Below are 16,883 nucleotides of genomic sequence, written 5' to 3'. Positions count from 1 at the left end.
CTAGGGTGTCGCAATGCCAAGGGCCGGCAACGCCCTCACCTGAGGGCACGAACCACCGGAGTGACCCGGGGTTCGCCTTCCCCTGGACGAAGGACAAAGGAGTCGCGGGTGTCCAGCTCCGACATCTTCATCGGCGAGATCATTGGTACCGCCGTTCTCATCCTCCTCGGCGGCGGCGTCGTCGCCGCAGTCGTACTCAAGCGCTCGAAGGCGCAGAACGCCGGCTTCCTGGCGATCACCTTCGGGTGGGGCTTCGCGGTGATGACCGCGGTCTACATGACGGGCACACTGTCCGGAGCCCACCTCAACCCGGCGGTCACCGTCGGCCTCGCCATCAAGGACGGTGACTGGAGCAAGGTTCCTGTCTACCTCGGCGGACAGCTGCTCGGCGCCATGATAGGTGCCACTCTGGTATGGATCGCGTACTACGGACAGTTCCAGGCCCACCTCACGGACCCGGAGATCACCGCCGCGCCGGCGGACGATGCTGAGGTCGTGAACCCCAAGGCCGGCCCCGTGCTCGGCGTCTTCTCCACCGGCCCCGAGGTCCGCGTGGTGTGGCAGAACCTGGCCACCGAGATCATCGGCACCACCGTGCTCGTGCTCGCGATTCTGACGTACGGCCTCAACGACAGCGGCAAGGGCCTCGGCACCATCGGCGCGCTGATCGTGGCCTTCGCCGTCGTCGGCATCGGCCTCTCGCTCGGCGGCCCGACCGGCTACGCCATCAACCCCGCCCGCGACCTGGGCCCGCGCATCGTGCACGCCCTGCTGCCGCTGCCCAACAAGGGCGGTTCGGACTGGGGCTACGCCTGGATCCCCGTCGTCGGCCCGCTGATCGGTGGAGCCCTCGCAGCGGGCATCTACAACATCGCGTTCGCCTAAGCCCCCTCCCAGACCAGAGCAGGAGCAAACTGTGACCGACGCACACACCGCCGGCCCGTTCATCGCGGCCATCGACCAGGGCACCACCTCCAGCCGCTGCATCGTCTTCGACACGGACGGCCGGATCGTCTCCGTCGACCAGAAGGAGCACGAGCAGATCTTCCCGAAGCCGGGCTGGGTGGAGCACAACGCCGCCGAGATCTGGACGAACGTCCAGGAAGTGGTGGAGGGCGCCATCAACAAGGCGGGCATCACCTCCGCCGATGTCAAGGCGATCGGCATCACCAACCAGCGCGAGACCACCGTGCTGTGGGACAAGAACACCGGTGAGCCCGTACACAACGCGCTCGTCTGGCAGGACACCCGCACCGACGCGCTGTGCAAGGAACTCGGCCGCAACGTCGGCCAGGACCGCTTCCGCCGCGAGACGGGCCTTCCCCTCGCGTCGTACTTCTCCGGACCGAAGGTCCGCTGGCTGCTCGACAACGTCGAGGGCCTGCGTGAGCGCGCCGAGCGCGGCGAGATCCTCTTCGGCACCATGGACTCCTGGGTCATCTGGAACCTGACCGGCGGAGTCGACGGCGGTGTGCACGTCACCGACGTCACCAACGCCTCCCGCACCATGCTGATGAACCTGCACACCATGGAGTGGGACGACAAGATCCTCCAGTCGATGGAGGTACCGGCCGAGGTGCTGCCGGAGATCCGTTCCTCCGCCGAGGTGTACGGCAACGCCAAGGGCGGCGCCCTGGACGGCATCCCGGTCGCCTCCGCGCTCGGTGACCAGCAGGCGGCCCTGTTCGGCCAGACCTGTTTCGCCGAGGGCGAGGCCAAGTCGACGTACGGCACCGGCACTTTCCTGCTGATGAACACCGGCGACCAGCCGATCAACAGCTACAACGGTCTGATCACCACCGTCGGCTACCAAATCGGTGACCAGAAGCCGGTGTACGCCCTCGAGGGTTCGATCGCCGTCACCGGCTCGCTGGTGCAGTGGATGCGCGACCAGATGGGCCTGATCAGCACCGCCGCCGAGATCGAGACTCTCGCGCTGAGCGTCGAGGACAACGGCGGCGCCTACTTCGTACCGGCCTTCTCCGGCCTGTTCGCCCCGTACTGGCGCTCCGACGCCCGCGGTGTGATCGCCGGTCTGACCCGCTATGTCACCAAGGCGCACATTGCGCGCGCCGTTCTCGAGGCCACCGCCTGGCAGACCCGCGAGATCACCGACGCCATGACGAAGGACTCCGGCGTCGAGCTGACCGCGCTCAAGGTCGACGGCGGCATGACCTCCAACAATCTGCTGATGCAGACCCTCTCGGACTTCCTGGACGCACCGGTGGTGCGCCCGATGGTGGCCGAGACGACCTGCCTCGGCGCGGCCTACGCCGCCGGCCTCGCCGTCGGCTACTGGCCGGACACCGACACGCTCCGCGCCAACTGGCGCCGGGCCGCCGAATGGACACCTCGCCTGGACGCCGACAAGCGCGACAGCGAGTACAAGAGCTGGCTCAAGGCCGTCGAGCGGACCATGGGCTGGATCGAGGACGAGGAGTAAATCGAGATGACCACCCTGCAGAGCGTCCCCGCCCTGGGGACGCACCCGGCCTCCGGCTCTCACCCGAGCCGCGCCGAAACTCGGGAGCAGCTTTCCAAGGCGACATACGATCTCCTGGTGATCGGCGGCGGCATCCTGGGCATCTCCACCGCCTGGCATGCGGCGCAGTCCGGGCTGCGGGTGGCTCTGGTGGACGCCGGCGACTTCGCCGGCGCCACCTCCTCCGCCTCCTCCAAGCTGCTCCACGGCGGTCTGCGCTATCTGCAGACCGGCGCGGTGAAGCTGGTCGCGGAGAACCACTTCGAGCGGCGTGCGGTCTCCCGTCAGGTGGCACCGCACCTCGCCAACCCCCTGACCTTCTATCTGCCCGTGTACAAGGGCGGCCCGCACGGCGCGGCCAAGCTCGGCGCGGGCGTCTTCGCCTACTCCGCACTGTCCGCGTTCGGCGACGGCGTCGGCCATGTGATCAGCGCGGCCAAGGCGCAGCGTGACGTTCCGGAGCTGCGTACGGAGAACCTGAAGGCCGTTGCCGTGTACGGCGACGACCAGATGAACGACTCCCGGATGGCGCTGATGACGGTGCGCGCGGCCGTCGAGTCGGGTGCCACCGTGCTCAACCATGCCGAGGTCACCGGGCTGCGCTTCGCCAAGGGCCGGGTGACGGGCGCAGAGCTCAAGGACCGCACGGACGGCACCGAGTTCGGTGTCAGCGCGCGTCTCGTACTCAACGCCACCGGCCCGTGGGTCGACCACCTGCGCAGGATGGAGGACCCGAACGCGGCTCCCTCCATCCGGCTCTCCAAGGGCGCGCACCTGGTGCTCAAGCGCACCGCGCCGTGGAAGGCCGCACTGGCGACCCCGATAGACAAGTACCGCATCACCTTCGCCCTCCCCTGGGAGGACATGCTGCTGCTCGGCACGACCGACGAGGAGTACGAGGGCGACCCGGCGGATGTCGCGGTCAACGACAAGGACGTCACGCAGATCCTCGACGAGGCCGCGTTCTCCATCCGCGACCAGCAGCTGTCCCGCGATCTGATCACGTACTCCTTCGCGGGTCTGCGCGTGCTGCCCGGTGGCCCCGGCGACACCTCCAAGGCGAAGCGCGAGACGGTCGTCACGGAGGGCAGCGGCGGCATGCTGTCGGTCGCCGGCGGCAAGTGGACGACCTTCCGCCACATCGGCCGTACGGTGATGAACAAGCTGGCCTCCCTGCCAGGACAGCCGCTGGCCGAGGACATGGAGCCGATCTCGCGGCTGCCGAAGAAGCTCCCGCTGCCCGGTATCTCCAACCCGAACGCGGTCGCGCACCGGCTGCTGGTCGACGGCGGGACCCCGGCCCCGCGGATGGCCGCGGACACCGCACGACACCTGGCCACGCACTACGGCTCGCTCTCCTTCGACATCGCCCGGCTCGCCAACGACGACCCGGCGCTGGGCGAGCGGATCCACCCGGACGCTCCCGAGATCTGGGCGCAGGTCGTGTACGCACGCGACCACGAGTGGGCCGAGACGGCGGACGACGTGCTGCGCCGCCGTACGACGCTGACGATCCGGGGTCTCGCGACGGACGAGATCCGCGGCAAGGTCGAGGATCTGCTCGGCAAGAAGGCGTAGCAGCGGGGCACTTGTAAGGGGACTCTGCAAGGGGATCTTGTAAGGGGCGGTCGCTATGGCGGCCGCCCCTTACTCATGATCTGCAGTCGATCACGGTGGACGGATTCGGGCTCGAGGGGCGGAACAGATCGAAACGCTGCGGCGATTTTCCGAGGAGATCGCCCCAATCGTGCGGAAGGAGGCTCCGGCCACGCTCTGGGACGCATAATGGGGGCCGATACATCGGATGTCTGGAGGTCGCACATGGCTGTCACCGACGAGGCCATCGAGAAGATCAAGGGGATGATCGTCTCGGGTGCGCTGCGCCCCGGCGACCGCCTCCCGAAGGAGAGCGAACTCGCCGCGGAGCTGGGCCTGTCCCGCAATTCTCTGCGCGAGGCGGTGCGCGCGCTGTCGCTGATCCGCATCCTCGACGTACGGCAGGGCGACGGCACGTATGTCACCAGCCTGGACCCGCAGTTGCTGCTCGAGGCCCTGAGCTTCGTGGTGGACTTCCACCGGGACGACACGGTGCTCGAGTTCCTCGCCGTACGCCGCATTCTGGAGCCGGCCGCCACCGCGATGGCCGCGAGCCGGATCAGCGAGAGCGAACTGGACGTGCTGAGCGCCCAGTTGGACGCGCTGGGCCCGCAGCCCTCGGTCGAGGAGCTGGTCGCCACCGACCTCGAGTTCCATCGCCGCATCGTGCAGTCCTCGGGCAACTCGGTGCTCTGCTCACTGCTGGACGGCCTCTCCGGCCCGACCACCCGGGCCCGGGTCTGGCGCGGCCTGACCCAGGAGGACGCGGTCAGCCGCACGCTGCATGAGCACCGGGCGATTCTGTCGGCACTGCGGGACGGGGACGCGGAGGCGGCGAGGTCGTGGGCGACGGTGCATATCGCAAGCGTGGAGCAGTGGCTGAGGTCCACGCTGTAGCGGGGGCCGGAAACGCCCCGCGCCCCCCGCCCCCGCCCCGCTAGTCCTGCTTCTCCCCGCTCGCGAACCGCGAGATCACCAGCGCCACAATAATGATCGCTCCGTTCAGGAACTGGTTCCACAGCGCCGGCACCCCACCCAACGTCATGACGTTGACGACCAGTTGGAGCGTCAGCACACCTGTCAGCGCACCGAACAGCGTGCCCCGTCCGCCCTTCAGGCTGATCCCCCCGATCACCGCCGCCGCGAACACCTGGAAGATCCAGCCGTTCCCCTGCGTCGCCGCGACCGAGCCGTAGTGGCCCGTGTAGAGGACGCCCGCGAACGCCGCCAGCAGACCACCGATCGCCAGCACGATCCAGGTGATCCGGTCGACCCGGATACCAGCCGCCCGTGCCGCCTCCGGATTGCCGCCGATCGCGTACAGCGCCCGTCCGTGCCGCAGATACGCCAGCGCCGCGCCGCCGAGAGCGAACAGCGCCAGACAGATCCACACCGCGGCCGGCGCGCCGAGCCAGTCGGTCTTGCCGAGGTAGCGGAAGGACTCCGGGACGTCGGTGATCGACTTGCCCTCGGTGATGCCGATGTGGAGACCGCGGAGCATGGTCAGCATGCCGAGCGTGGCGATGAAGCCGTTGACGCGCAGCTTCAGCATCAGCAAGCCGTTGATCGCGCCGATCGCCATGCCGACGAGCAGGCAGACCGGGATCGCCATCCAGACCGGCAGCAGTTCAAGCCCGGCGAACCGGCCCCCGGAGCTCGGCAGCACCAGCCACATCGCGATGACCGGCGCGATGCCGATCGTCGACTCCAGCGACAGGTCCATCCGCCCGCAGATCAGGATAAGCGCCTGCCCGAGCACCAGCAGGCTCAGCTCGGAGGACTGCTGGACCACACTGATCAGATTGTTGGAGGTGAGGAAGACCGGCGAGACGATGAAGCCGATCACCATCAGCACCAGGATCACCGGCACCAGCGAGAAGTCGCTCCACCGGATCAGCCGCAGCCTGCCGCGCGGGCTGTCGTTCGCGGTCTCGCCGGCCGTCAGGGGCCGTATCGTCCCGGTCATTCCCGCTCCCCCACACCTTCCATGGCGGCGACCAGTTCCCGGTCGGTCCACCCGCTCCCGAACGTCGCGACGACCCGCCCGTGAAAGAGGGCGAGCACCCGGTCGCAGACCCGCAGATCGTCCAGCTCGTCCGAGATGATCACGGCCGCGCTGCCCTCGTCGGCCACCCGTCGGACGACCGAGAGCAGCGAGTCCTTGGACTTCACGTCCACGCCCGCGGTGGGCCGCACGGCCACCAGCGCGCTCGGCCTGCGAGCCAGCGCGCGGGCGACCACGACTTTCTGCTGATTGCCGCCGGAAAGACCGGATACGGGCTGCTCGGGCCCCTGCGTCTTGATGTCGAGCGACGAGATCATGGACTGAGCGAATTCCCTTGTACGAGACGGCAGTACGGTCCCCCAGGGGCCGAGCTGGTCGGTGACCGTGAGGGTCGCGTTCTCGGCGACGCTGCGGTCCGCGACCAGGCCCTGGATGTGGCGGTCCTCGGGGATGTAGCCGATGCCGGCGTCGAGCGCGTGCGGGACGCTGCCGGGCTTCACGTCCCGGCCGCGTACGGTGATCCGCCCCGCGCTCGCCCTGCGCATGCCGACCAAGGTCTCGCCGAGTGCGGTGTTGCCGCTGGCCGTGGCCCCGGCCAGACCCAGCACCTCGCCGGGACGCACCTCCAGGTCGAGCGGCTCGAACTCGCCTTCCAGCGCGAGCCCTTCGGTACGCAGTACGGGGTCCGCGTCCCGGGCCGGCCCGATGGGCGCGTGCCAGGTCGAGGGGCCGCCGGTCGACTCGCCGGTCATCGCGGCGACCAGGTCGTCCTTGGAGAGTTCGGCGACGGACGCGGTGACGACATGGCGGGCGTCGCGGTAGACAGTGACGGCGGTGCACAGTTCGTACACCTCCTGCAGATGGTGGGAGATGAAAAGGAACGCCACTGACTGGCTCTGCAGTTCGCGCAGCTTGGTGAAGAGCCGCTGGATGCCGCGGGCATCCAGCTGGGCGGTGGGCTCGTCGAGGATGATCAGCCGCGCGCCGAAGGACAGGGCGCGCGCGATTTCGACGAACTGCCGCTGTTCGACGGCGAGATCCTTCGCCCGGGCGCCGGGGTCGACACTCACTCCGTACCCGGCGAGCAGCTCCTCGGCGCGCTGCCGCAGCCGCCGCCAGCTGATGAGCCGGCGGCCCGTCTCGAAACGGTTCAGGAAGAGGTTCTCGGCGACGGTCAGATCGGGGACCACCATGGACTTCTGGTAGACGCAGGCGACCTTGGACTGCCAGGCCGCGGTGTCCCCGAAGGCGGGTGCGGGCTCGCCGCTGAAGGTCACCGTGCCCGCGTCCGGCTTGTGCAGTCCGGTGAGGACGCTGACGAGGGTCGACTTGCCTGCGCCGTTGCGCCCGACGAGTGCGTGCGACTCGCCGGGCGCGACGGTCAGCCGGACACCGTCGAGCGCCACGGTCGGACCGAAGCGCTTGACGATGTCTTCCGCCTGGACGGCGGCGGGTGTTGCCTGGTGCGCCATGGCTAGCTCTTCTTCTCCAGCTGGTTCGCCCACAGCTTCGGGTCGTCCACGTTCTCCTTGGTCACCAACGGCGCGGGCAGCTGGTCCTCGAACCCGCCCTGGATCTTGATGATGCTGGAGTCGTGGTCGGTGGCGCCCTCCTTGAAGGTCTTTCCGTCGAGGGCGGCCTTGGCGTAGAACAGCGCGTACTTGGCGTACAGGTCGGCGGGCTGGGAGACCGTGGCGTCGATCTTCCCGGCCTTGATGGCGTCCAGCTCCTCCGGGATGCCGTCGTTGGAGATGATCGTGATGTGCCCGGGGGCGCCGGGGGCCACGAGCCGCTTCTTCTGCTCCAGGAGAGCGAGGGTGGGCTGCAGGAAGACACCGCCGGCCTGCATATAGATGCCGTTGATGTCCGGGTGGGCGGCGAGCGTGGACTGGAGCTTGGCGGAGGCGACGTCGCCCTTCCAGTCGGTGGCCAGCTCGAAGACCTTGATACCGGGGAAGTTCTTGTCCATGCAGGACTTGAAGGCCTCGGAGCGGTCGCGGCCGTTGATGGAGGACAGGTCGCCCTGGAACTCCACGACCTTGCCCTTGCCCTTCAGCTGTTCGCCGAGATAGGTGCACGCCTTCTCGCCGTACGCCCGGTTGTCGGCGCGGACCACCATGTAGACCTCGCCCTTGTCGGGCCGGGTGTCGACGCTGACGACCGGGATCTTCTTCTCCGACAGGTTCTGCAGCGACTCGGCTATCGCGCCGGTGTCCTGCGGGGCCATGACGACGGCCTTGGCTCCCTGGTCGGTGAAGGTCTGGACGTTGGCGACCAGCTTGCCGATGTCGTTCTGCGAATTGGTCAGTGACAGCGCGTCGACCTCGCCGTCCTTGACGCCCTTTTCTATGTACTGCTGGTACGAGTTCCAGAAGTCGCTGTCGCTGCGCGGCAGATCGATGCCCACCTTGCCACCGCCCGACCCGCTGTCCGATGCCCGGTTGCAGCCCGCGAGGGCTGTTACGGCCAGCAGCACTGCGCAGGCCGCGGCACTTGTCGTACGCACTCTCATTGTCCCGTCCTTCGGTGGGTGTCGGCTCTCAAGTGGCGGGCCGCAGGCGCAGGCCCTGCATTCCGCCGTCGACCGCGAGTGCCGTTCCCGTGACGGCGGCTGCGGCAGGGCTGGCGAGATACACGATGGCCGCGGCGACCTCGTCCGCAGCGACCAGCCGTCCGGTGGGCTGGCGGGCCTCCAGGGCGGCGCGTTCGGCCGCCGGGTCGTCCGCCTGGTCGAGCAGGCGTCCTATCCACGGGGTGTCGGCGGTGCCGGGGTTGACGCAGTTGACGCGGATGCCCTCGCGTACGTGGTCGGCGGCCATGGCGAGGGTGAGGGAGAGGACCGCACCTTTGCTGGCGCTGTAGAGGGCGCGCCGGGGCAGTCCTGCGGTGGCGGCGATGGAGCAGGTCTGGGTGAGGGAGACGTGGCCCGGGCGTTCGGCGGCCGCGCGGCGCAGGTGCGGCAGGGCGTGCCGGGCTATGCGCACCATGCCGAGGACGTTGATGTCGAGCACGCGCCGCCACTCCTCGTCGGCGTTGTCGGCGACGGTGCCGACCGCCCCGACACCGGCGTTGGAGACGACGGTGTGCAGGGCGCCGAACTCCGCCGCGGTCCGCTCCACGGCGGAGTGCACGGCCGCGTCGTCGGTGACATCCGCCTTGATCGCGAGGGTGCCGTCGGGTGCTCCCACGGTCTCGCGGTCGAGTACGGCGACCCGGGCGCCACGGCTGAGCAGCAGCGCCGCCGCAGCCGCCCCGATGCCCGAGGCGCCGCCCGTCACCAGCGCGGACAGCCCCTCGAAGTCCCTTGGCTGCGTCATGAGTTGACCTCCTCGGTGGTACGGCGGGCCTGCCAGACCGGGCCCTGCGGATAGCGGTGGGCGGCGAGCGAATCCGGCAGCATGCGGGCCGAGAAGCCGGGGGCGCGCGGGGCGACATAGCGCCCGGACTCAATGACCGCCGGGTCGGCGAAGTGCTCGTGGAGGTGGTCGACGTACTCGATGACCCGGTCCTCCCAGCTGCCGGAGACGGCGACATAGTCGAACATGGCGAGATGCTGGACGAGCTCGCACAGTCCTACCCCGCCGGCGTGCGGGCAGACCGGGACGCCGTACTTGGCGGCCAGCAGCAGGATGGCGATGTTCTCGTTGACGCCTGCGACACGGGCGGCGTCGATCTGGACGAAGTCGACCGCCCCCGCCTGGAGCAGCTGCTTGAACACCACGCGGTTGGCGACGTGTTCGCCGGTGGCGACCTTGACCGGCTGGCCCGCGCGTACAGCCGCGTGGCCGAGGATGTCGTCGGGGCTGGTCGGCTCCTCGATCCAGTACGGCTCGTAGGGGGCGAGCGCCGTCATCCAGCGCACCGCGTCGGGAACGTCCCAGCGCTGGTTGGCGTCCACGGCGATGCGTACGGAGGGTCCGACGGCGGCGCGGGCGAGCTTCATGCGACGGATGTCGTCGTCGATGTCCCCGCCGACCTTCAGCTTGATCTGGTGGAAGCCGTCGGCGACGGCCTCCTTGGCCAGCCTGACGAGTTTCTCGTCGGAGTAGCCGAGCCAGCCGGGCGATGTGGTGTAGGCGGGGTAGCCCTGCGCCCGCAGTCTCCGCGCCCGTTCGGCCCGGCCGGGTTCGGCCTTGCGCAGGATGGCCAGGGCCTCCTCACGGGTGAGGACGTCGGTGAGATAGCGGAAGTCGACGAGCGCGACGAGGTCCTCGGAACTCATCGCGGCGAGGAATTCCCACACGGGTTGTCCGGCGCGCTTCGCCGCCAGGTCCCAGGCGGCATTGACGACCGCGCCGGCCGCCATGTGCATCACGCCCTTCTCCGGGCCGAGCCAGCGCAGCTGCGAGTCATGGGTGAGGTCGTGGTGGAGGGCGGCGAGATCGGCCGCCGCGTGAGGGGCCGGGCGTCCGACGACGTAGGGACGCAGCGCCGCGATGGCGGCGGCGGTGACATCGTTGCCGCGCCCGATGGTGAAGCAGAAGCCATGTCCCTCGGCTCCGTCGCTCGCGCGTATCACCACATAGGCGGCGGAGTAGTCGGGGTCCGGGTTCATGGCGTCGGAGCCGTCGAACTGTTCCGAGGTGGGGAAGCGGATGTCATGAACCTCGAACTCGGTGACGGTGTAACTCATGCACGCACCCCCGGCAAGAACATCGGACCTCTCGCGGTCATCCGATGTATAGCGCCGTCTGAGCGGCAGCGTCCAGGGTCGGGACGAAACTTCTCCCACACAGCTCGGATGAATCGAAGGCCGAGTGCAAGGTTCTCCGACGTATGCCCTATAGCGCGGAAGTTCACCCGGCAGTGCAAGGGGGCTGCGGCCGAGCGCCTGGTAAGCCGTAAGGTTGGGGCGTAGACAAGGGAACTTCGGAAGGAGGCACTGGGTGATCGAGCTCGAGGGGGTTCCCGAGCTGATCGACCCGGTCATGGTGGCCGCGTTCGAGGGCTGGAACGACGCCGGCGACGCCGCCTCCACCGCGGTCGCACACCTGGACCGGGAATGGAAGGGGGAGGTGTTCGCGGCGCTCGACGCCGAGGACTACTACGACTTCCAGGTCAACCGGCCCACGGTGTGGCTGGACGGCGGGGTACGGAAGATCACCTGGCCCACCACCCGGCTCTCCGTGGTCCGCATCGGCGGCGACAAGCCGCGCGACCTGGTGCTCGTGCGCGGCATCGAGCCGTCCATGCGCTGGCGTTCGTTCTGCAACGAGATTCTGGGCTTCGCCCATGAACTGGGCGTGGAAATGGTGGTGATCCTGGGCGCCCTGCTCGGCGACACGCCGCACACCCGGCCGGTTCCGGTCAGCGGGATCACCTCCGACCCGGATCTGGCACGGACCATGGATCTGGAGGAGACCAGATACGAGGGGCCCACCGGAATCGTCGGCATCCTCCAGGAGGCGTGCACGCACGCGGGCGTCCCTGCCGTGAGCCTATGGGCCGCGGTGCCGCACTATGTGTCCCAGCCGCCCAATCCGAAGGCGACGCTGGCGCTGCTCAACCGCCTCGAGGACCTGATCGGCCTGCGCATTCCGCTGGGCGAACTGCCCGAGGACGCCCGGGCGTGGCAGCTCGGCGTGGATCAACTGGCCGCCGAGGACAGCGAAGTGGCGGAGTACGTCCAGACGCTGGAGGAGGCGCGGGACACCGCTGAGCTTCCCGAGGCCTCGGGCGAAGCCATCGCCCGCGAGTTCGAACGGTATCTGCGGCGGCGGGACGGCGGTCCCGGCCATGCGACGGAGAGCGGCGACGGGGGCTCGTATCTGCGCGACACCTCCAGCGGGCGCTCCAGGCCACCGATGCCGCCACGCCCGGATCCGGAGACGGACACCGGGGCCGAGACCGAGACCGACGACGAAGATTCGTCGGACGACTGAGGTCCGAGTGTGTGGAGCGGGGCGGCGCCTGATGGGCGCCGCCCCGCTCCGGCTCAGCGCTTGACCTGATCCACCGCGACCGCGTCGTACGTCGTGTCGGGTGTCGGCTCCACATCGAAACGCGCATTGGGCAGATAGATCCGGTCGCCCCAGGCGGCAGCCGTCGTGGGGATCTTGAAGCGCTCCGGATCGGTGATGCGCGCGATCGCCGTGCCACGGGTACCCGACTCATTGAGGCGCAGCACATCGATGGCGTTCTGCGCTTGCTGTACGACGTAGAGGGTGCGCCCCAAAAGCAACAGGCCGTCGCCGTTGGGAAGTTTGGTGTCGCCGATGTCGACGCGGCGTGCCACTCCGGTGCGCGGGTCGACGCGCATCAGTCCGCCGCCGCCAACCACCGTATTGACCAGGAGCAGAGCGCTGCCGTCCGGTGTGCGCTCGATGCCGTTGGCCGTGAAGCTCGCGCCCTGCTGCCAGTCGCCCGTCAGCGGGACGGTCGTCACCTCGCCGGCCGGCTCGTCGTGCCGGCCGAGCGGGAGCCGGTAGGCCTGCGGTTTGAAGGAATCGGTGAACCAGGCGGCACCCGGCGTAAGGATCACGTCGTTGACCATCGTGCCGTCCGAACCGACGGTGAAGGTCTTCAGCAGCTTCCCCGAACGGGCATCGGCGACCCGGATCTCCCGGCTCACCCCTCCGCTCAGGAACAGCAGCCGCTCTCGCCGGTCGATTTTGAGTCCGACGACGGGGTGCCCGGTGCCGGGGCCCTGGCTGATGACGCGTCCAGTGCCGGTGGCCAGGCTCGCCCGGTACACATCGCCGTTGGCGAGCGAGCCGAAGTAGGCGTACGGACTCGTCCCGATGGCGATGCCCTCGGGCTGGAAGCCGTTGGGCAGGGGGAATTGCCCGGGCCATCTCTGCCCGGTGGATTCGGCCGCCTGGGCGACCCCGCTTAAAGGGGCGAGGAAAGCCGCGCCACCGAGGGCCGCGACCGCGCCAAGTACTTCTCGACGTGCGAAGGAGCGTTGCATTGTGCGTCCTTCCAACGAGTGTTCTACAGACCCTTTCACCTCAGCACATGCCTGGTGACTCCGCAGTGTTTGGCCGAATTATGTGGTGACATCTCCTTCAAGACGAATTGCACGGGGTTCCCAATTACCTTGCGTTTCAAACGTATTTCACGTAAGCGGGGTGGACGTGCGGCCCGGACGGGAGCAGGGTGGCCACCACGGCACGACACGGAGCACGCACCCGAAGGGAGCGGTCGTAGCGATGACCGATCAGGCACTCCCGGGACGGGGCCCAGGAACTGCGGGCCCCGGACCCGACGGAGCTGGATTCACCTATCGAGGAGCCGAGCCGGAGCTGATCGTCGTCGCACGGGCCGAGGCCCGGCTGCGCGCCGGCACGGAAGGCGTACGATCCGCCTCCGGCACGGACATCTCCGCCCTGAACATGTTCCTCAGCGACGAACAGCTCACTCTGGAGCCGGTGTTCGGCAATGAGGAGCGAACCCGGTCGGCCCTGCCCGCGCAGCCCCCGGGACCGGTCCGCGGCCGGGGCGTGATGCCGGACCTCTCGCTGTTCTACCGGGTACGGGGCGGTGGCGACCGGGCCCAGGAGCTGACCGCCCGTCTGGCGGCCCTTCCCGAGATCGAGACGGCGTACGTCAAGCCCGGCGCCGTGCCCGCCCGCGCACCGCAGGGCGCACTGCCGGACGAGGTCAAGCGGCTGAAGGAGGGCGCGCCCGCGACCCCCGACTACACCGGCCGCCAGGGCTATCTGCTGCCCGCGCCCGAAGGCGTGGACGCGTACTGGTCCTGGCAGCGGCCGGGCGGCTCGGGGCAGGGGATCACCGTCGTCGACGTCGAGGGCGCCTGGCAGTTGGGCCACGAGGACCTGGCGGACAAGCTCGCCGGCATCGTGGTGGGCAACCCGGTGCAGGACATCGCCTGGCGCAACCACGGCACGGCGGTCCTCGGCGTCATCGGCGGCGACCGGGACGAGAAGGGGATCACCGGGATCGCGCCCGAGGCGGTGACCGCGGCGGCGTCCTTCCAGGGCATCGGGTCGGCCGCGGCCATCCACGCCGCGGCCGAACGGCTCTCGCCCGGCGACATCCTGCTGGTCGAACTCCACCGGCCGGGACCGCGGTTCGACTACGAGAGCCGCGACGACCAGCGCGGCTACATCGCGCTCGAGTGGTGGCCGGACGACTGTGCCGCGATCCGCTGGGCGACCGGGAAGGGCGTGCTGGTCGTGGAGGCCGCGGGCAACGGCGGCGAGAGCCTGGACGACGCGGTGTACGAGCGCAGGCCCGACGAGTTCCCCGAGTGGTGGCGCAACCCCTTCAACCCGTCGAACCAGTCCTCCGGAGCGATCCTCGTCGGAGCGGGCGCTCCCCCGCCCGGGACGCACGGCCGCGACCACGGTCCCGACCGCTCGCGGCTGGCGTTCTCCAACTACGGGGCGCGTATCGACGCGCAGGGCTGGGGCCGCGAGGTCACCACCACCGGCGGGTTCTGGGACCGGGCCGGTGATCTGCAGGGCGGCGCCGAGGAGATCGCCTGGTACACGGACACCTTCTCGGGCACCTCATCGGCGTCGCCGGTGGTCGTCGGCGCGCTGGCCTGCCTGCAGGGCATCCTCAAGGCCGTCCAACTCGCACCGATGAACCCCGAGCAGGCACGCGACGTACTGCGCAGGACCGGTTCGCCGCAGCAGGACGCGCCGGGCCGGCCCGCCTCGCAGCGAATCGGCAACCGCCCGGACATCAAGGCGGCCGTCACCCGGCTGGTGCCGTCCTCGGTCGGCTCCGGCCAGGCGGAGCGCTACTGGGACGAACTGATGCCCTACCCCCGTGAACTTCCGCCGCGCCTGAGGCTGTTCGTGGCCGGTGCGTGGCGCAACCTCAACCACCCCGCCCCCGAAATCCGCCAGGCGGTCCACACCGCCTTCGCGGGGGGACGGCCGGACGTTCGCGTCTGGTACTCGGACGACGAGGTCGTGGGCCTGGTCGTCGCCGGATGAATCGACAGGGAAGGTGAACATCGCATGAGCACCACCCCGCAGATGCACCCCAGCTCCATGGGCCAGCAGTACGGACAGCTTCAGTACGGGCAGCAGCACGGGCAGCAGGGCGCGGGCACCACCGCCCCGCCCTCCCAGGGGCAGCAGACCCAGTACCCGATGGCGCAGCAGCTGCAGCAGCTCGGCCAGCAGCAGCCCTACCAGCAGCTGCTCCAGCAGCTGGGCGGCCAGCAGCAACAGCAGGCCGGCCTCCCGCTGGTGCTGCCGAGCACCGTCGACGCCCAAGCGATCGTCAGCGGCATCGCCACCAAGTACTGGGACGTCGTGACGCCGTTCCCCGGCCAGCCGTCGATCCTCTACCTGTTCATCAACAACAACTGGCGTCAGCTGGTCAACCCGAACCAGGTCACGCATGACGAGGTCCAGGAGGCGTTCGCCTACGGGCACCAGGTCATCGGCTGGTACGACGACACCAACAACGCGATCCAGGCCGTCGTGGTGAACAAGCAGTAGCGGCAACTCCCGCACAGGGGGCGCCGGGTGGGCATACGCCCGCCCGGCGCCCCTCTTGGGCTCTTCGGATCGGGCTACAGGGCTACGCCCAGCAGGGCGTCGACGGCACGCGAGGCAAGGCCGGGCGCGCCCTCGTCCGTACCGCCGTCGGAGTGCTGGAGCGCGGCCCAGCGATCGACGGCGGCGAGGGCGGCGGGGGCGTCGAGGTCGTTCGCGAGGGCGTCGCGGATCTCCTCGACCAGGGCGTCGGCGGACGGCCCGTCGGGCCGGGAGACGGCCGCACGCCAGCGCCCGACGCGCTCGACGGCGTCCTGGAGCACCTGGTCGGTCCACTCCCAGTCGGCCCGGTAGTGGTGCGAGAGCAGGGCCAGCCGTATCGCGGCGGGGTCGACCCCGTCGCGGCGCAGCTTCGACACAAAGACGAGGTTGCCCTTGGACTTGGACATCTTCTCGCCGTTCAGCGCGACCATGCCGGCGTGGACGTACGCCTTCGCGAACGGGTACTCGCCGGTGAGCGCCTGGGCGTGCGATGCGCCCATCTCGTGGTGCGGGAACACGAGATCGGACCCGCCGCCCTGCACGTCGAAGCCCATCCCCAGATGATCCAGGGCGATGGCCACGCACTCGATGTGCCAGCCTGGCCGCCCGCGCCCGAGGCTGCCGCCGTCCCAACTCGGCTCGCCCTCGCGGGCGGCCATCCAGAGCATCGGGTCGAGCGGGTTCTTCTTGCCCGGACGGTCGGGGTCACCGCCGCGCTCGGCGGAGAGCGCCCTCATGACCTCGGCGTCGTAGTTGGACACCTCACCGAAGTGCGGATCGGCCTCCACGGAGAAGTACACATCGCCTTCGAGGTCGTACGCGGCGCCCGCGTCCCGCAGCCGCTCGACGAGCGGCACGATGCCGGGTATCGCCTCGACGGCACCGATGTAGTGCTGCGGCGGGAGCATCCGCAGGGCGGTCATGTCCTCGCGGAAGAGCGCGGTCTCGCGCTCGGCGAGCTCGGTCCAGTCGTGTCCGTCACGGATCGCGCGCTCCAGGAGCGGGTCGTCGACGTCCGTGACGTTCTGGACGTAGTGAACCTGCCGCTTGGTGTCGAGCCACACGCGCTGAACGAGGTCGAACGCGTTGTAGGTCGCCGCGTGACCCATGTGGGTCGCGTCGTACGGCGTGATGCCGCAGACATAGATACGGGCGACAGGACCGGGGTCGAGGGTCACAGGACCACCGGTCGCGGTGTCGTGGATCTGGAGGTCGCGGCCCTTGCCAGGCAGGGCGGGGACCTCAGAAGCGGGCCAGGCATGCATGCCATGAGCCTAACCGGACGCACGTTCCGCATACGAACCGGATTCCGCCGCGTGGCTTGTTCGGCACCCTTGCG

14 protein-coding genes and 1 pseudogene are annotated in these 16,883 nt (G+C 69.3%); 8 read left to right on the top strand and 7 right to left on the bottom strand.

The annotated features are described in order from the left end of the window. Window positions 1–108 precede the first annotated feature (108 nt). From OG729_RS31895 to OG729_RS31875, 5 genes and pseudogenes are all read left to right on the top strand, one after another. Entirely contained in the window at window positions 109–885 is a 777-nt protein-coding gene (locus OG729_RS31895) for an MIP/aquaporin family protein (protein ID WP_404727403.1), read from the top strand. A gap of 31 nt (window positions 886–916) precedes the next feature. After that, window positions 917–2,443, top strand: a complete 1,527-nt coding sequence (glpK, locus tag OG729_RS31890; protein WP_405809369.1) for a glycerol kinase GlpK — start codon at window positions 917–919, stop codon at window positions 2,441–2,443. Between the two features lie 6 nt (window positions 2,444–2,449). Further along, window positions 2,450–4,060 carry an FAD-dependent oxidoreductase gene (locus OG729_RS31885; protein WP_405809368.1) on the top strand — a complete coding sequence of 537 codons (1,611 nt, stop codon included), beginning with the start codon at window positions 2,450–2,452 and terminating at the stop codon, window positions 4,058–4,060. 71 nt (window positions 4,061–4,131) lie between these two features. Next, window positions 4,132–4,268, top strand: a pseudogene (locus OG729_RS31880) (LLM class flavin-dependent oxidoreductase); the annotation flags it as partial. A gap of 35 nt (window positions 4,269–4,303) precedes the next feature. Continuing rightward, window positions 4,304–4,975 carry a FadR/GntR family transcriptional regulator gene (locus tag OG729_RS31875; protein ID WP_360885221.1) on the top strand — a complete coding sequence of 224 codons (672 nt, stop codon included), beginning with the start codon at window positions 4,304–4,306 and terminating at the stop codon, window positions 4,973–4,975. Between the two features lie 40 nt (window positions 4,976–5,015). On the opposite strand, the gene OG729_RS31870 is transcribed toward OG729_RS31875, so the two are convergent. The 5 genes from OG729_RS31870 to OG729_RS31850 are packed head-to-tail and all read right to left on the bottom strand — an operon-like array spanning window position 5,016 to window position 10,716. Beyond that, window positions 5,016–6,044, bottom strand: a complete 1,029-nt coding sequence (locus tag OG729_RS31870; RefSeq protein WP_360885225.1) for an ABC transporter permease — start codon at window positions 6,042–6,044, stop codon at window positions 5,016–5,018. Further along, the gene (locus OG729_RS31865; RefSeq protein ID WP_405809367.1) at window positions 6,041–7,555 is read right to left on the bottom strand and encodes a sugar ABC transporter ATP-binding protein; all 1,515 of its coding nucleotides are present in this window, start codon (window positions 7,553–7,555) and stop codon (window positions 6,041–6,043) included. The genes OG729_RS31870 and OG729_RS31865 overlap by 4 nt, the downstream gene beginning before the upstream one ends. Window positions 7,556–7,557: 2 nt before the next feature. Continuing rightward, window positions 7,558–8,595: a sugar ABC transporter substrate-binding protein gene (locus OG729_RS31860; protein ID WP_405809366.1), complete on the bottom strand. Its 1,038-nt coding sequence runs from the start codon at window positions 8,593–8,595 to the stop codon at window positions 7,558–7,560. 28 nt (window positions 8,596–8,623) lie between these two features. Further along, window positions 8,624–9,400, bottom strand: coding sequence for an SDR family NAD(P)-dependent oxidoreductase (locus OG729_RS31855; protein WP_405809365.1), 777 nt, complete (start codon window positions 9,398–9,400; stop codon window positions 8,624–8,626). Then, the gene (locus OG729_RS31850; protein ID WP_405809363.1) at window positions 9,397–10,716 is read right to left on the bottom strand and encodes an enolase C-terminal domain-like protein; all 1,320 of its coding nucleotides are present in this window, start codon (window positions 10,714–10,716) and stop codon (window positions 9,397–9,399) included. Before OG729_RS31850 ends, OG729_RS31855 begins: the two co-directional genes overlap by 4 nt. A 253-nt stretch (window positions 10,717–10,969) precedes the next feature. Between OG729_RS31850 and OG729_RS31845 the strand changes: the two genes are divergently transcribed. After that, window positions 10,970–11,965 (top strand): PAC2 family protein, encoded by a 996-nt coding sequence (locus tag OG729_RS31845; protein ID WP_360885239.1) that lies wholly within the window; start codon window positions 10,970–10,972, stop codon window positions 11,963–11,965. Between the two features lie 53 nt (window positions 11,966–12,018). Here the strand turns inward: OG729_RS31845 and OG729_RS31840 are convergent, their stop codons facing one another. Continuing rightward, on the bottom strand, window positions 12,019–12,993 hold the full coding sequence (locus tag OG729_RS31840; RefSeq protein ID WP_405809361.1) for an SMP-30/gluconolactonase/LRE family protein: 975 nt from the start codon (window positions 12,991–12,993) through the stop codon (window positions 12,019–12,021). Between the two features lie 241 nt (window positions 12,994–13,234). On the opposite strand from OG729_RS31840, the gene OG729_RS31835 reads away from it, so the two are divergent. Further along, a complete protein-coding gene (locus tag OG729_RS31835) occupies window positions 13,235–14,992 on the top strand; it encodes a S8 family peptidase (protein ID WP_405809360.1) in 1,758 nt (585 codons plus the stop codon). 24 nt (window positions 14,993–15,016) lie between these two features. After that, complete coding sequence (locus tag OG729_RS31830) at window positions 15,017–15,505, top strand: hypothetical protein (protein ID WP_405809358.1); 489 nt, start codon at window positions 15,017–15,019, stop codon at window positions 15,503–15,505. 74 nt (window positions 15,506–15,579) lie between these two features. On the opposite strand, the gene mshC is transcribed toward OG729_RS31830, so the two are convergent. Then, window positions 15,580–16,809: a cysteine--1-D-myo-inosityl 2-amino-2-deoxy-alpha-D-glucopyranoside ligase gene (mshC, locus tag OG729_RS31825; protein WP_405809357.1), complete on the bottom strand. Its 1,230-nt coding sequence runs from the start codon at window positions 16,807–16,809 to the stop codon at window positions 15,580–15,582. Window positions 16,810–16,883 lie beyond the last annotated feature (74 nt).

The organism is Streptomyces sp. NBC_00210, assembly GCF_045160975.1.
In the GTDB taxonomy this organism is placed as follows: Bacteria; Actinomycetota; Actinomycetes; order Streptomycetales; family Streptomycetaceae; genus Streptomyces.
The sequence above is the reverse complement of the archived record's forward strand: the minus strand, read 5'-3'. Positions and strand labels throughout refer to the sequence as shown.

Bases quoted from the DNA above. Each gene is read 5' to 3' on its own strand.
- OG729_RS31885 (WP_405809368.1), top strand. From the start codon at position 2,450: ATGACCACCCTGCAGAGCGTCCCCGCCCTGGGGACGCACCCGGCCTCC.
- OG729_RS31875 (WP_360885221.1), top strand. From the start codon at position 4,304: ATGGCTGTCACCGACGAGGCCATCGAGAAGATCAAGGGGATGATCGTC.
- OG729_RS31870 (WP_360885225.1), bottom strand. From the start codon at position 6,044: ATGACCGGGACGATACGGCCCCTGACGGCCGGCGAGACCGCGAACGAC.
- OG729_RS31865 (WP_405809367.1), bottom strand. From the start codon at position 7,555: ATGGCGCACCAGGCAACACCCGCCGCCGTCCAGGCGGAAGACATCGTC.
- OG729_RS31860 (WP_405809366.1), bottom strand. From the start codon at position 8,595: ATGAGAGTGCGTACGACAAGTGCCGCGGCCTGCGCAGTGCTGCTGGCC.
- OG729_RS31855 (WP_405809365.1), bottom strand. From the start codon at position 9,400: ATGACGCAGCCAAGGGACTTCGAGGGGCTGTCCGCGCTGGTGACGGGC.
- OG729_RS31850 (WP_405809363.1), bottom strand. From the start codon at position 10,716: ATGAGTTACACCGTCACCGAGTTCGAGGTTCATGACATCCGCTTCCCC.
- OG729_RS31840 (WP_405809361.1), bottom strand. From the start codon at position 12,993: ATGCAACGCTCCTTCGCACGTCGAGAAGTACTTGGCGCGGTCGCGGCC.
- OG729_RS31835 (WP_405809360.1), top strand. From the start codon at position 13,235: ATGACCGATCAGGCACTCCCGGGACGGGGCCCAGGAACTGCGGGCCCC.
- OG729_RS31830 (WP_405809358.1), top strand. From the start codon at position 15,017: ATGAGCACCACCCCGCAGATGCACCCCAGCTCCATGGGCCAGCAGTAC.
- mshC (WP_405809357.1), bottom strand. From the start codon at position 16,809: ATGCATGCCTGGCCCGCTTCTGAGGTCCCCGCCCTGCCTGGCAAGGGC.